This is a genomic window from Microbacterium thalassium (genome assembly GCF_014208045.1).
In the GTDB taxonomy this organism is placed as follows: domain Bacteria; phylum Actinomycetota; class Actinomycetes; order Actinomycetales; family Microbacteriaceae; genus Microbacterium; species Microbacterium thalassium.
In genome coordinates this window covers 2285985-2299772 of record NZ_JACHML010000001.1, presented here as the reverse complement: position 1 = coordinate 2299772, position 13788 = coordinate 2285985, and the positions used below count along the sequence as shown (strand labels likewise).

Genomic DNA, 13788 nt, shown 5'->3' with positions numbered 1-13788 from the left:
GTGGCCTGCCGCCCCGCCGACCTCGCGCCGGATAGTCTGAGGTCCGGTCACGAACCAGGTCAGGAGGCACCATGGCGCGCAACGATCCCGCACCGGAGCCGAATCGCACACCCTACGTCCCGAACACGTCGCCCCACCCGTGGCGGCGCTACGTGGCCGTCGGCGACTCGTTCACCGAAGGCGTGGGCGACCCCGAGCCGTCCCTGCCGAACGGGTACCGAGGCTGGGCCGACCGCGTCGCCGAGGTGCTCGGCTCCCAGGTGGAGGACTTCGCGTACGGAAACCTCGCGATCCGCGGCCGGCTGATCCAGCAGATCGTCGACGAGCAGGTCGAGCCCGCGCTCGCGCTGGCGCCCGATCTCGTGACCTTCTCGGCGGGCGGCAACGACGTCATCCGTCCGGGCAGCGACCCGGACAAGGTCGCCGAGGTCTTCGAGGACGCCGTCGTGCGCCTTTCCAGCGGCGGCGCCGCCGTGGTCGTGTTCACCGGCATCGACACCAACTTCACCCCGGTGTTCCGCGGCATCCGCGGCAAGGTCGCGATCTACAACGAGAACATCCGCGCCATCGCCGACCGCTACGACGCGATCGTCGCCGACCAGTGGGCGCTCAAGGAGATCCAGGACATGCGGTTCTTCGACGACGACCGCCTGCACCTGAACGCGCTCGGGCACCACGAGGTCGCCCGCATGGTGCTGCGCGTGCTGAACGTGCCGAACGACCTGCAGCCGATGCAGCCCGACCCGATCCCCGCGCGCACGTGGCGCGCCGCGCGCGGCGGCGACCTGGTGTGGGCGCGCACGCACCTCGTGCCGTGGGTGCTGCGACGGCTGCGCCATCAGTCCTCGGGCGACGAGGTCACCGCCAAGCGGCCCGAGCCCCTGCCGGTCACGATCCCCGCTCCGGCGCCCGCGGACGAGACGCCCGACGAACCGCAGGCCTGACTCACCGCGCGGGTCGCAGCTCCCACAGTGCGACGGCGCCGGCCGCGGCGACGTTGAGCGAGTCGACGCCGCCGGCCATCGGGATCGTCACCACGGTGTCGGCGGCGCCGAGCGCCGCGCGCGACAGGCCGTGCCCCTCGGCCCCGAGCACGAGGGCGACGCGCTCGGGACGCCGCGCCGCGTAGGCGTCCAGCGTGACCGCGTCGTCGGCGAGGGCGAGGGCTGCGATGTCGAAGCCCGCCGCGTGCAGCACGTCCCGTGCATCCGCCCATTCCGGCAGGCGCGTCCACGGCACCTGGAAGACCGTCCCCATGCTGACCCGGACGCTCCGGCGGTAGAGCGGGTCCGCGCAGCGCGGGGTGATCAGGACCGCGTCCGCGCCGAGCGCCGCGGCGCCCCGGAAGGCCGCGCCGACGTTCGTGTGGTCGACGATGTCCTCGAGCACGAGCACCATCCGCGCGTCGCGGAGCACGTCCGCGGGCTCGGGAAGCCGCGGCCGGTGCATCGCCGCCAGCAGTCCCCGGTGCACGGCGTAGCCGGTCACGCCCTCGGCGATCTCGGGCGGAACGACGTACACGGGCACGTCCTCGTGACCGGCGAGGAGCGCCACGGTGTCGTCGAGCCACTTCTCCTGCACGAGCACCGACCGCGGCCGGTGCCCCGCGGAGAGCGCGCGCGAGAGGACCTTCGCCGACTCGGCGATGTAGAGCCCGCCGGCCGGCTCCTGGACACGCCGCAGGGCCACGTCCGTCAGGTCGCGGTAGTCCGCCAGCCGCGGGTCCGCCGCGTCGCCGATGCGCGAGATCGTCATCGCCACCTCCGCCCCAAGTCTCACAGGTCCCCCACCTCGCCGTAACATCCCGGAAAACGCGGCGTTCTAGACTCGGTCCGTCGGGAGGGGGCCTTCGGGTGACCATGGTGACGGATCGAGACGACACGCTGACCGAGTCGGTCGCGCGCGCTGTCGAGGCCCTGGCGGGCCGAAGCATCGCGGTGCTCACCGGCGCGGGCGTGTCGACAGACTCCGGCATCCCGGACTACCGCGGCCAGGGCGCGCCGGTGCGGCGGCCCATGACCGTCGACCAGTTCCTCGGCAGCGACGCGGCCCGCCGCCGCTACTGGGTCGGCAGCCACCTGGGCTGGAACGCGTTCGCCGCGGCCAGCCCCAACGCCGGACACGTCGCGCTCGCGACGCTCGAGGAACGCGGCATCGCCTCGGGCCTCATCACGCAGAACGTCGACGGGCTCCACGTCAAGGCCGGAAGCCGCCGCGTCGTCGAGCTCCACGGCACGATGCGGCGCGTGTTCTGCACGCGTTGCGGACAGGTGTTCGACCGCCGCGACCTCGCCGAGCGCGTCGAGGCCGACAACCCGTGGATGACCGCCCCCGAGAACATCAAGCTCGGCCCCGACGGCGACGTGCTCCCCGAGAGCACCGACGGCTTCCGCGTGCCGGCGTGCAGCGTGTGCGAAGGCATGCTCAAGCCCGACGTCGTCTTCTTCGGCGAGTACATCCCGGTCGAGAAGTTCCGCGAGGCCGAGCAGCTCGTCCACTCCAGCGAGGCGCTCATCGTGGCCGGCTCGTCGCTGGTCGTCAACTCCGGCATCCGCCTTCTCGAGCGCGCGCGCCGTCGACGGCTGCCCGTGGTGATCATCAACCGCGGTGAGACACGCGCCGACGCGCGGGCCACCGTGAAGATCGACGCGGGCACGAGCGAGGTGCTCGGAATGCTCGCCGACGCCCTCCCCGCTCGGTGATCGCCCAGGATCGCGCGTTCGGCGCGGGCTAGTCTCGACCCGTGACGACCCTCTTCCTCATCCGCCACGGCGAGACCGACTGGAACCGCGATCGCCGCATTCAGGGCGCGACGGACATCCCCCTCAACGACACCGGCCGCGAGCAGGCGCGGGCCGCCGCCGCCGAGCTGACCGGGCGCCTCGACACACGACGGCCGGTCGGCGTCGTCTCGAGCGACCTGTCGCGCGCCCGTGAGACGGCCGCGATCATCGCCGGCGAGCTGGGCCTGGCCGCCCCGACCGTCTACCCGCAGCTCCGCGAGCGCGCGTACGGCGAGGCCGAGGGCATGCAGATCGCGGAGTTCCACAGCCGGTTCGGCGCCAGCCACCGCGGCGGCGTCCCGGGTGCCGAGGAGCCCGCCGACCTGCGGGTGCGGGCGATCGGCGCGCTCGACGACGTCGTGGGCGACCTGCGACGGCTCACGGCGCCCGCTCCGGCCTCGCTCGTGATCGTGTCGCACGGAGCGCTCCTGCGCGAGGTCATCGGTCACGCGTCCGGCGGGGAGCTCCCGCTCGAGGGCGAGCGCCTGGCGAACGGATCGATCCACGAGGTGCTGTACGAGCGCGACCGGCTGCGCCTGGTCTCGTACGCGCCCATCGCCGCCTGAGCGGCGCCGGCCTCAGGCCTCGCCCGCGCGGCGCAGCACGGTCCGCGCGAGGCGCAGCACCGGCTCGTCGACCATCCGCCCGTCGACAGAGAACACCCCACGTTCGCCCTCGGCCGCGTCGAGCACGCGCTTCGCCCAGACGACCGTCGCCGGGTCGGGGCGATAGGCGTCGCGGATCACGCCCGCCTGCTGCGGGTGGATGCAGGCGGTCGCGGCGAAGCCGGACGCGGCGGCGTCGCGCGCCTCGCGGGCCAGCCCCTTCGCATCGTCGATGTCGAGATGGACGGCATCGATCGCGGCTTTGCCGCGTGCGCCCGCCGACAGCAGCACATGCGAACGGGCGTGGCGCGCGATGTCGCGGTACCGGCCGTTGGGCTTGCGGCTGGACGTTCCGCCGAGCGACGCGACGAGGTCCTCCGCCCCCCACATGAGGGCGACGACGTTGTCGAGCTCGGCGATGCGGTCCGCGCGTGCGACCCCCTTCGCCGTCTCGCACAGCGCGACGACCTGGAACCGCCGGTCGATGCGGCCGATGCGCTTGGCGGACTCGGCCTTGGCCACCATGATCAGGCGATAGTCGGTCTGCGACAGCGTCGACATGTCGGACTCGAACTGGTCGGAGTCGACCGGATTGACCCGGACGATCGTGCGCTGCGGGTCCAGCTCCGACTCGATGAGCGCCCCGCGCGCGGCCACCTTCGCGTCGGGCGACACGGCGTCCTCGAGGTCGAGGATGACGGCATCGGCGGCGCGAGCCGCCTTCGCGTAGCGTTCCGGCCGGTCGCCCGGGCAGAACAGCAGTGCGGGTCCGAGGTCGAAGCTCATCGCGCCTCCTCCGCCGCATCCCGGCACCACATCAGGGCGACCCGCGTCGCGAGGGCGACGACCGTGCCGTCCTGATTGCGGCCGGTGTGGCGCATCGTGACGATGCCCTGCCCGTCGCGCGACGCCGACAGGCGCTTGGCGAGGATCTCGGTCTCGGTGTACAGCGTGTCGCCGTGGAACAGCGGAGCGGGGAACGAGATGTCGCTCAGGCCCAGCTGCGCGACGAGCGTGCCCTGGGTGAGCTGCGAGACGGAGGCGCCGACCATCGTCGCGAGGGTCCACATGCTGTTCATGAGGCGCTGCCCGAACGGCTGCGACGCCGAGAAGGCCGCGTCCAGGTGCAGCGCCTGCGTGTTCATCGTCAGCGACGAGAACATCACGTTGTCCGCCTCGGTCGCCGTGCGACCGGGGCGATGGACGTAGCGATCCCCGATCTCGAGCTCGTCGTAGTAGAGCCCCCGCTGGACGATGTCGGTCACCGCTCCTCCTCCGCGTGTCCTGGTCACGCTACCCCGAGCGCGCGTGCGATCACGAGCAGCTGCACCTCGGAGGTGCCCTCGCCGACCTCGAGGATCTTCGAGTCGCGGTAGTGGCGGGCGACGGGGAACTCGTTCATGAACCCGTTCCCGCCGAAGATCTGCGTGGCGTCGCGGGCGTTGTCCATGGCGGCGTCGCTCGCGGTCAGCTTCGCGATCGCGGCCTCGCTCTTGAACGGCCTGCCGGCATCGCGCAGCCGAGCCGCATGGTGCCACGCGAGGCGGGCGGTGTGGACGCGCGCCCGCATGCGGGCGAGCATGAACTGGATGCCCTGTCGCGCCGACAGTCGGTCGCCGAACACGGTGCGCGCGCCGGCGTACTCGACGGCGGCCTCGAGGCACCCCTCGGCGGCGCCGGTGGCCAGCGCCGCGATGGCGATGCGCCCCTCGTCGAGGATGTGCAGGAAGTTCGCGAACCCGCGGCCGCGCTCGCCGAGCAGATTCGCCTGCGGCACGCGCGCGCCCTGGAACGTGAGCGGATGCGTGTCGGAGGCGTTCCAGCCGACCTTGTCGTACGCGGGCTCGACCGTGAAGCCGGGGGTTCCGTTGGGGACGATGATCGTCGAGATCTCCTTGCGCCCGTCGGTCTCGCCGGTGACCGCGGTGACGGTGACGAAGCGCGTGATGTCGGTTCCCGAGTTGGTGATGAACTGCTTGGAGCCGTCGATGACCCATTCGTCGCCGTCGAGGCGCGCGGTCGTGCGCGTGGCGCCGGCATCCGACCCCGCCTCGGGTTCGGTGAGTCCGAAGCCGGCCAGAGCGGTGCCGGCCAGGAGATCGGGAAGGTGCTCCTGCTTCTGCGCGTCGGTGCCGAAGCGGAACACGGGCATCGCGCCCAGGCTCACGCCCGCCTCGAGCGTGATCGCGATCGACTGATCGACGCGGGCGAGCCCCTCGATCGCGAGGCACAGCGCGAAGTAGTCGCCGCCCTGCCCGCCGTGCTCCTCGGGGAACGGCAGCCCGAACAGGCCCAGCTCCCCCATCTGCGCCACGACGTCCAGGGGCAGGGTGTGCGTGCGGTCGGCCTCGTACGACCGGGGCGCGACGACCTCCTCCGCGAACGCGCGCACGAGTCCGGCGAGTTCGCGTTCGTCGTCGCTGATGTCGTACGGGTACATGTGTGCTCCTCGGGTGTCAGGGTGCGACGACGGATGCCGCGACGCTGCGCTCGCCGCTGTCCGTGCCGTCGCCGTCGTCTTCGCTGGCGTCCTCCGCGGCGACGCGCGCGACGACCTGGTCGCGGCGGACCTGATCGCCGACGGCGACGTCGACGGACACGATGCCGTCGTGCGCGGCGACGACGGGGTGCTCCATCTTCATCGCCTCGATGGTCGCGATGCGCTCGCCGGCGGCCACGCGCGCGCCGGGGGCGACGTGCACGGCGACGACGGCGCCCGGCATCGGCGCGCGCACGTCGGGGTCGGCGGCCAGCTGCGCACGCTCCCGGGCGCGGTGCCGGTGGGCCATGGCCTCGCGACGCGACACGGGCCGCAGCCGCCACGTCCCGCCGTCCACATGGACCCACAGCGCGCCGTCGGCGCCGCGCGCCACCGCCGCGCCGGCTGCGCCGGGAACCGCGTCATCGGTCGCGATCGTGTGCACGACGTCGGCGTCGTCGACCAGGCGTGCCGTCTTCGGCGCGGGCGGTCCGCCGAGACGCCACCCGGGCAGCTCCCGCCACACGGCGCCGGCGCGCATCGGCTGTGCGGCGGTCCCGTCCGCGGCGACCGCCGCGGCGGCGCCCAGAGCGGCCGCGACCGGCTCCGCCGGACGCGCGGGCGGCAGGCGGTCGATCAGGCCGGTGTCCATGTCGCCCGCGGCGACGGCGGGGTCGGCCACGAGGTCGCGGAGGAACGCGATGTTGGTGTCGACGCCGAGCACGACCGTGTCGGCGAGCGCGCGGTCGAGAGCCTCGAGGGCGGCGCGGCGGTCGGCTCCGGCGGCGATCACCTTCGCGATCATGGGGTCGTAGTCGGCCGTGACCGTGCTGCCGCCGGCGATCGCGGCGTCGGTTCGCACGCCGGCCGCCGCGCGGAACAGCGCGATCTCCCCCGTCGCCGGCAGGAAGCCGCGCTCGGGGCTCTCGGCGTAGACGCGCGCCTCCACGGCGTGCCCGGTCAGGACGACGTCGTCCTGCGCGAACCCGAGACGCTCCCCCGCCGCCACGCGCAGCTGCTGCTCGACGAGGTCGACGCCGGTGACCTCCTCGGTGACAGGATGCTCGACCTGGAGGCGCGTGTTCATCTCGATGAAGAAGAAGTCGTCCGGGCGATCGGCCGAGACGAGGAACTCCACCGTCCCCGCGCCGCGGTAGTCGACGCTGGCCGCGGCCGCGCATGCCGCGACTCCCAGCCGCTCGCGCGTCGCGGCGTCGACGGCGGGCGACGGCGCCTCCTCGATGACCTTCTGGTGTCGGCGCTGCAGTGTGCACTCGCGCTCGCCGAGGTGGACGACCGCACCGTGGTCATCGGCCAGCACCTGCACCTCGATGTGCCGCGGCCGTTCGATCAGCCGCTCCAGCAGCAGTGTGTCGTCGCCGAACGACGCCGCCGCGATCCGGCGCGCGGCGCCGAGCGCGTCGGCGAGCCCGCCCGGCTCGCGCACGATCTGCATGCCCTTGCCACCGCCGCCCGCCGAGGGCTTCACGAGCAGCGGGTAGCCGGCCTCGTCGGCCGCGCGCGCGATGTCGGCATCCGTCATGCCCGCGGCGCTGAACCCGGGGACCGTGGGCACGCCGTGGGCGGCCACGTGGGTCTTCGCGCGGATCTTGTCGCCCATGACCTCGAGCGCCTCGACGCCGGGACCGACGAAGACGATTCCTGCGTCGGCGCACGCGCGGGCGAACGCGGCGTTCTCGGACAGGAAGCCGTAGCCAGGGTGGACCGCCTGCGCCCCCGCCGAGACCGCCGCCCGGACGACGGCGTCGATCGAGAGGTACGACTGCGCGGCGGGCGCCGGACCGATGCGCACGGCGGCATCCGCTTCGCGCACGTGGGGCGCGCCGGCGTCGGCGTCGCTGTACACCGCGATCGAACGGATGCCCAGGCGGCGGAGCGTGCGGATCACGCGCCGCGCGATCTCGCCGCGGTTGGCGACGAGCACCGTGTCGAAGCGGTCGAGTCGGGAGGAGGTCATGGGATCACATCCGGAAGACGCCGAAGCGCGGCTCGGGCAGCGGCACGCGCGAGACGACGTCGAGCGCGAGCCCGACCACGTCGCGCGTGTCGCGCGGGTCGATCACGCCGTCGTCCCACAGCCGGGCGGTGGCGTAGTACGGACTGCCCTGCTCGTCGTACCTCTCGCGGATCGGCTCCTCGAACGCGGCCTGCGCCGCGGCATCCCACGACTCGCCCCGGGCTTCGAGCTGATCGCGCTTGACCGTCGACAGGACGGATGCGGCCTGCGGCCCGCCCATCACCGAGATGCGGCTCGCGGGCCAGCTCCACAGGAACCGGGGCGAGTAGGCGCGTCCGCACATCGAGTAGTTGCCGGCGCCGAACGACCCGCCGATCACGACCGTGAGCTTCGGGACGCGCGTGGTCGCCACGGCGGTCACCATCTTCGCGCCGTCCTTGGCGATGCCCCCCGCCTCGGCGTCCCGGCCGACCATGAACCCCGAGATGTTCTGCAGGAACAGCAGCGGGATGCCCCGCTGGTCGCACAGCTCGATGAAGTGGGCGCCCTTGAGGGCCGACTCCGAGAACAGCACCCCGTTGTTGGCGACGATGCCGACCGGGTGTCCGTGGATGCGGGCGAAGCCGGTCACGAGCGTGTCGCCGTACTCCTTCTTGAACTCGTGCAGCTCGCTGCCGTCCACCAGGCGCGCGATCACCTCGCGCACGTCGTAGGGCTGGTTGACGTCCACGGGCACCACGCCGTAGAGGGCGTCGGGGTCGACCGCGGGCGGGACCGGATCGGTAATGTCCCACGCGGGAGCCGGGGGCGCCGGCAGCGTGGCGACGATGTCGCGGACGATCTCGAGCGCGTGCTCGTCGTCGTCGGCCAGGTGGTCCACGACGCCCGAGCGGCGCGCGTGCAGCTCCCCGCCGCCGAGCTCCTCGGCCGTGACGACCTCGCCGATCGCGGCCTTCACCAGCGGCGGCCCGCCGAGGAAGATGGTGCCCTGGCCGCGCACGATCACCGTCTCGTCGCTCATCGCCGGCACGTACGCGCCGCCGGCGGTGCACGAGCCGAGGACCGCCGCGATCTGCGGAACGCCCGCCGCCGACATGCGCGCCTGGTTGTAGAAGATCCGCCCGAAGTGGTCGCGATCCGGGAAGACCTCGTCCTGCATCGGCAGGTACGCCCCGCCCGAATCGACGAGGCTGATGCACGGCAGGCGGTTCTCGAGGGCGACCTCCTGTGCGCGCAGGTGCTTTTTCACGGTCAGCGGGAAGTACGTGCCGCCCTTGACGGTCGCGTCGTTGCAGATGACCATGACGTGGCGGCCGTGCACGAGGCCGATGCCGGCGATGACGCCCGCTGCCGGCGCCTCGCCGTCGTAGAGCCCGTCGGCGGCGAGGGGCGCCAGCTCGAGGAAGGGACTGCCCTCGTCCAGCAGCCGGTCGACGCGGTCGCGCGGGAGCATCTTGCCGCGGGCGACATGGCGCTCGCGGGAGGCCGCCGGTCCGCCCTGCGCTGCGCGCGCGAGGCGGTCGCGCAGGTCGTCCGCGAGAGCGGCCTGCGCGTCGCGGTTGCGCGCGAAGCGGTCGTCGGCCTCGACGGCGGTGCGCAGCGCGCTCATGTCATCTCCATCGACGTCGCGGAGCCGGCGGGGCTTGTCGCCCCGCGGCGAAATTGGTTAGTGTTCACTAACTGGGAACTTCAGGTTAGCGAGGATTAACTGAGATGGCAAGGGCGACGACCCACCGTGACCGCGCGAAGGCCGATCGGCATGCCGCGATCCTGCGCGAGTCGGCGCGCCTGTTCGCGGAGCGCGGCTTCAGCGGCGTGAGCCTGGAGGAGCTCGGCGCTGCAGTCGGGATCAGCGGGCCGGCGCTCTACCGGCACTTCAGCGGGAAGCAGGCGCTGCTGGGCGCGCTCCTGGTGGGCGTCAGCGAACGGCTGCGCGATGGCGGACGGACGGTGACCGACCTCGAATCCGACCCGCTCACCCGCCTGCAGGGTCTCATCGCGTTCCATGTGGACTTCGCGCTCGCGGACGCCGACGTCATCCGCGTTCAGGACCGCGACCTCGCCAGCCTCAGCGACGACGATCTGCGCGCCGTGCGGCGTCTGCAGCGGGAGTACGTCGAGATCTGGATCCGCGTGCTCGGCGAGCTCCACCCCGACCGCACCGCCGACGACCTGCGCGTGCGCGCCCACGCCTGCTTCGGCCTGATGAACTCCACGCCCCACTCGGGCCGCGGCGGCAGCCCCGATCACACGCGCGCCATCCTGGAGTCGATGGCCCTCGCGGCGCTGCGCAGCTGAGCGGGAGCCCCCCGGCTCCCGCTCGGCATCGCTCACCGGTAGAGCAGGCCACGCCCCGGTTCGCGGAGGATCGCGCCGACCTCCGCCAGGAAGCGGGCGCCCTGCTCGCCGTCGACCAGACGGTGATCGAACGACAGCGCCAGCGTCATGACGTCCCGCAGCGCGATCTCGCCCCGGTGCTCCCACGGCTGCCGGCGCACGGCGCCCAGCGCGAGGATGCCCGCCTCCCCCGGGTTCAGGATGGGTGTGCCGGTGTCGACGCCGAACACGCCGACGTTGGTGATCGAGAACGTGCCGCCGGTCATGTCGCCCGGTGCCGTGCGGCCGGCGCGGGCGGTGTCGGCGAGCTCTCGCACGGCATCCGCGAGTTCGACGAGCCCCATGTCCTGCGCATCCCTGATGTTGGGGACGACGAGTCCGCGCGCGGTCGCCGCGGCGATCCCGAGGTTCACGTAGCGGTGCTCGACGATCTCGCCCGCCGCGTCGTCCCAGCGCGAGTTCAGCGACGGGATGCGCCCGAGGGCGATGCACACGGCGCGCGCGGCGACGGCGAGGATCCCGATCCGGTGGTCTGCCAGCCCCCGGTCCGCCCGCAGCGATGCGATCAGCTCGGTCGTCTCGGTGACGTCCACGGTGAGGAACGTCGTCGCGTGCGGTGCCGTGAACGCACTGCGCACCATCGCCTCGGCGGTGTGGCGCCGAACGCCCCGGATCGGCGTACGCACGACGCGGTCGTCGGGCTGCGCCGCCGCGCCGGCCCCGGTGCTCGCCGGCGCCGACGCCGGCGCCGCGCGCTCGATCGCCTCCGGCGCGTCGACGTGCACGGCATACGCCTCGACGTCGTCGCGCGTGATGAGGCCGGTGGGGCCGGTTCCCGGCACGAGGGCGATGTCGACGCCGAGCTTCTTCGCGAGGGCCCGCACCGGCGGGGTGGAGCGCGGTCGCTCCAGTGTCACGTCGTCGGGCTCGGTCAGGGTGACGGCGTCGTGGGGGGCCGCCTCGAGCACGGCGGTGTCGGTCGGGGCGGAGACCCCGGAGACCGATCGCGCGCGCCGTCGCGGACGAGCCGAGCTGCGCGGAGCGGCGCCGTACCCCACGAGATTCGGCGTCGCGGCCGTCTCCTCGACGGGCGCCTCGGTGCTCGCGCGAGGCGCCTCCGCGTCGGCGGCGGGGCGCGTCCGCGCCGTCTGAGCCGCCGCGGCTGCCACGTCGGCGCCGGGATCCGGCGTCGCGGCATCCGCTCCCCCGACGTCGAACGAGATCAGCACCGATCCGACCTCGATGACGTCGCCCGCGGCCGCATGGAGGGCGGTCACGGTGCCGGCGAACGGCGACGGCAGCTCGACGACCGCCTTGGCGGTCTCGACCTCGGCGATGGTCTGGTTGAGGTCGACGCGGTCGCCCTCGGCGACGAGCCACTGCACGAGCTCGGCCTCGGGGAGGCCTTCGCCCAGGTCGGGCAGACGGAAGTCCTCGGTCACAGGTCCACCCCCGTCAGGCTGTTCGGTCGGTCCAGGACGCGGTCGACCGCATCGAGGATCCGGTCGAGATCGGGCAGATGGTGCTTCTCGAACTTCGACGGGGGGTACGGGATGTCGTGCCCGGTGACGCGCACCGGCGCGGACTCGAGGTGGTTGAAGCAGCGCTCGGTCACGCTCGCGATCACTTCGGCGGCGACGCCCGCCTCACGCGAGGCCTCGTGCGTCACGACCACACGGCCGGTCTTGCGCACGGACGCCGTCACGGTGCGGTAGTCCACCGGCGACAGCGAGCGCAGGTCGATCACCTCGATCGAGATGCCCTCGTCCTCGGCGGCCAGGGCCGCATCGAGCGCCGTGGTCACCTGAGCGCCGTACGTCAGCAGCGTCACGTCGGTCCCGGGACGCGCCACGCGGGCGAGTCCCATCGGCGGGGCGTCCGCCAGGTCGAGATCGACGTCGACCTCGCCCTTGGTGTGATAGAGCCGCTTCGGCTCGAAGAACAGCACCGGGTCGTCGGACGCGATCGCCTGTCGCAGGCACACGTACGCGTCCTGCGGGTTGGACACCGCGACGACGCGGAGCCCTGCGGTGTGGACGAAGTATGCCTCGGGCGACTCCGAGTGGTGCTCGACCGCGCCCACTCCCCCGGCCCACGGGATGCGGATGGTGATCGGCATCCGCACGTTCCCGTTGGTGCGGTAGTGGAGCTTCGCGACCTGGCTGACGATCTGATCGAACGCGGGGTAGACGAAGCCGTCGAACTGGATCTCCACCACCGGGCGGTACCCGCGGAACGCGAGTCCGACGGCGGTGCCCATGATGCCGGACTCCGCCAGCGGCGTGTCGATCACCCGGGATGCGCCGAACTCGTCGAGCAGTCCGTCGGTGACGCGGAAGACGCCGCCGAGCCTGCCGACGTCCTCACCCATCACGAGCACCTTCGGATCGTCCGCCATGGCCCGGCGGAGCCCGGCGTTGATCGACTTCGCCATCGTGAGCTGCGTCATCGCGACACCCCCTCGGCGGGCTCGTCGGCGAAGCCGTCGAGGTAGGCGGCGTACCAGCGGCGCTCCTCGTCGAGACCGGCGTGCGGCTCGGCGAAGACGTGGTCGAACACGGCGAGCGGCGGACGGGACACCGCGCCGATCGCCGCCTGGCGCATGGCCGCGGCGACACGGTCGGCCTCGGCGGCGACCTCGCCGGCGAATCCGGCGTCGAAGGCGCCCTCGGCGCGCAGCAGAGCCTCCATGCGCGCGATCGGGTCGCGCTCGCGCCAGCGCTCGAGCTCCTCCTGCTCGCGGTAGCGCGTGGGGTCGTCGGAGGTCGTGTGCGGACCCATGCGATACGTGACGGCCTCGATGTAGGCCGGGCCCTCGCCGCGGCGTGCGTTGTCGAGCGCCCAGCGCATGGCGGCGAGGCACGCGAGGGCGTCGTTGCCGTCGACGCGCATGCTGGGGATGCCGAAGCCCGGGGCGCGTCCGGCGATCGGGAACTTCGCCTGCACGGTGACCGGCTCCGAGATCGCCCACTGGTTGTTGGTGCACACGAACACGACCGGCGCACGATACGACGACGCGAAAACCATCGCCTCGTTCACATCGCCCTGGCTCGACGCACCATCGCCGAAGTACGCCGCCGACACCTGATCGGTGCCGTCGCGCTGGATGCCCATCGCGTAGCCGACGGCGTGCAGAGCCTGCGCGCCGATGATGATCTGCGGGTTCGCCACGCCGATGTCGTACGGGTCGTAGGTGGCGTGCTCCTCGCCGCGCCACGCGCGCACGAGATCGGCGGGCTCGGCGCCGCGCGCGTGGACCAGACCCAGCTCGCGGTAGCTGGGGAACACGAAGTCGTCCCCGCGCAGGGCGTGGACGGTGCCGATCTGAACGGCCTCCTGGCCCAGGTAGGGCGCCCACAGCGCGATCTGCCCCTGGCGCTGCAGCGCGACGCCTTCGGAGTCGATGCGCCGCGCGATCGTCATGTCGCGGTACAGCGCCCGCAGCTGCGCGGCGTCCACATCCTCGACCCAGCGGTCGAGTTCGGGGTCGGCCACGCGTTCGCCGTCGGGGGTCACCAGGCGGGCGACGTCGTCGATATCGGTCGCGGGTTCGGCGGTCGGTGTCAGGGTGTGCGTCATCGCCATCACTCCTCGTCTCGGGTGCTC

Annotated in this window: 13 protein-coding genes; 4 read left to right on the top strand and 9 right to left on the bottom strand. The window is 72.9% G+C overall.

Translation table 11 applies throughout. The features are described 5' to 3' along the window. Positions 1 to 71 precede the first annotated feature (71 nt). Complete coding sequence (locus tag HD594_RS10555; RefSeq protein WP_184750930.1) at positions 72 to 944, top strand: SGNH/GDSL hydrolase family protein; 873 nt, start codon at positions 72 to 74, stop codon at positions 942 to 944. Between the two features lies 1 nt (position 945). Here HD594_RS10555 and HD594_RS10550 read toward each other — a convergent pair whose 3' ends face one another. After that, positions 946 to 1755 (bottom strand): TrmH family RNA methyltransferase, encoded by an 810-nt coding sequence (locus HD594_RS10550; protein WP_184750929.1) that lies wholly within the window; start codon positions 1753 to 1755, stop codon positions 946 to 948. Between the two features lie 104 nt (positions 1756 to 1859). Here HD594_RS10550 and HD594_RS10545 point away from each other — a divergent pair, with 104 nt between their 5' ends. Further along, positions 1860 to 2702 (top strand): Sir2 family NAD-dependent protein deacetylase, encoded by an 843-nt coding sequence (locus HD594_RS10545; protein WP_184752767.1) that lies wholly within the window; start codon positions 1860 to 1862, stop codon positions 2700 to 2702. Positions 2703 to 2743: 41 nt separating this feature from the next. Beyond that, positions 2744 to 3349, top strand: a complete 606-nt coding sequence (locus HD594_RS10540; protein WP_184750928.1) for a histidine phosphatase family protein — start codon at positions 2744 to 2746, stop codon at positions 3347 to 3349. Between the two features lie 12 nt (positions 3350 to 3361). Here HD594_RS10540 and HD594_RS10535 read toward each other — a convergent pair whose 3' ends face one another. From HD594_RS10535 to HD594_RS10515, 5 genes are read right to left on the bottom strand one after another with little or no spacing between them, the layout of a single operon-like run. After that, positions 3362 to 4174, bottom strand: a complete 813-nt coding sequence (locus HD594_RS10535; RefSeq protein ID WP_184750927.1) for an HpcH/HpaI aldolase/citrate lyase family protein — start codon at positions 4172 to 4174, stop codon at positions 3362 to 3364. Continuing rightward, complete coding sequence (locus HD594_RS10530; protein WP_184750926.1) at positions 4171 to 4653, bottom strand: MaoC family dehydratase; 483 nt, start codon at positions 4651 to 4653, stop codon at positions 4171 to 4173. Before HD594_RS10530 ends, HD594_RS10535 begins: the two co-directional genes overlap by 4 nt. 23 nt (positions 4654 to 4676) lie before the next feature. Beyond that, positions 4677 to 5828 carry an acyl-CoA dehydrogenase family protein gene (locus HD594_RS10525; RefSeq protein WP_184750925.1) on the bottom strand — a complete coding sequence of 384 codons (1152 nt, stop codon included), beginning with the start codon at positions 5826 to 5828 and terminating at the stop codon, positions 4677 to 4679. A 16-nt stretch (positions 5829 to 5844) separates the two neighbouring features. After that, complete coding sequence (locus tag HD594_RS10520; RefSeq protein WP_184750924.1) at positions 5845 to 7845, bottom strand: acetyl/propionyl/methylcrotonyl-CoA carboxylase subunit alpha; 2001 nt, start codon at positions 7843 to 7845, stop codon at positions 5845 to 5847. A gap of 4 nt (positions 7846 to 7849) precedes the next feature. Then, positions 7850 to 9454 (bottom strand): carboxyl transferase domain-containing protein, encoded by a 1605-nt coding sequence (locus HD594_RS10515; protein WP_184750923.1) that lies wholly within the window; start codon positions 9452 to 9454, stop codon positions 7850 to 7852. A 104-nt stretch (positions 9455 to 9558) separates the two neighbouring features. On the opposite strand from HD594_RS10515, the gene HD594_RS10510 reads away from it, so the two are divergent. After that, entirely contained in the window at positions 9559 to 10143 is a 585-nt protein-coding gene (locus tag HD594_RS10510) for a TetR/AcrR family transcriptional regulator (protein WP_184750922.1), read from the top strand. Between the two features lie 32 nt (positions 10144 to 10175). Here HD594_RS10510 and HD594_RS10505 read toward each other — a convergent pair whose 3' ends face one another. From HD594_RS10505 to pdhA, 3 genes are read right to left on the bottom strand one after another with little or no spacing between them, the layout of a single operon-like run. Beyond that, on the bottom strand, positions 10176 to 11624 hold the full coding sequence (locus HD594_RS10505) for a dihydrolipoamide acetyltransferase family protein (protein WP_184750921.1): 1449 nt from the start codon (positions 11622 to 11624) through the stop codon (positions 10176 to 10178). Further along, a complete protein-coding gene (locus HD594_RS10500; RefSeq protein ID WP_184750920.1) occupies positions 11621 to 12631 on the bottom strand; it encodes an alpha-ketoacid dehydrogenase subunit beta in 1011 nt (336 codons plus the stop codon). Before HD594_RS10500 ends, HD594_RS10505 begins: the two co-directional genes overlap by 4 nt. Continuing rightward, complete coding sequence (gene pdhA, locus HD594_RS10495; protein ID WP_184750919.1) at positions 12628 to 13767, bottom strand: pyruvate dehydrogenase (acetyl-transferring) E1 component subunit alpha; 1140 nt, start codon at positions 13765 to 13767, stop codon at positions 12628 to 12630. Before pdhA ends, HD594_RS10500 begins: the two co-directional genes overlap by 4 nt. Between the last annotated feature and the right edge of the window lie 21 nt (positions 13768 to 13788).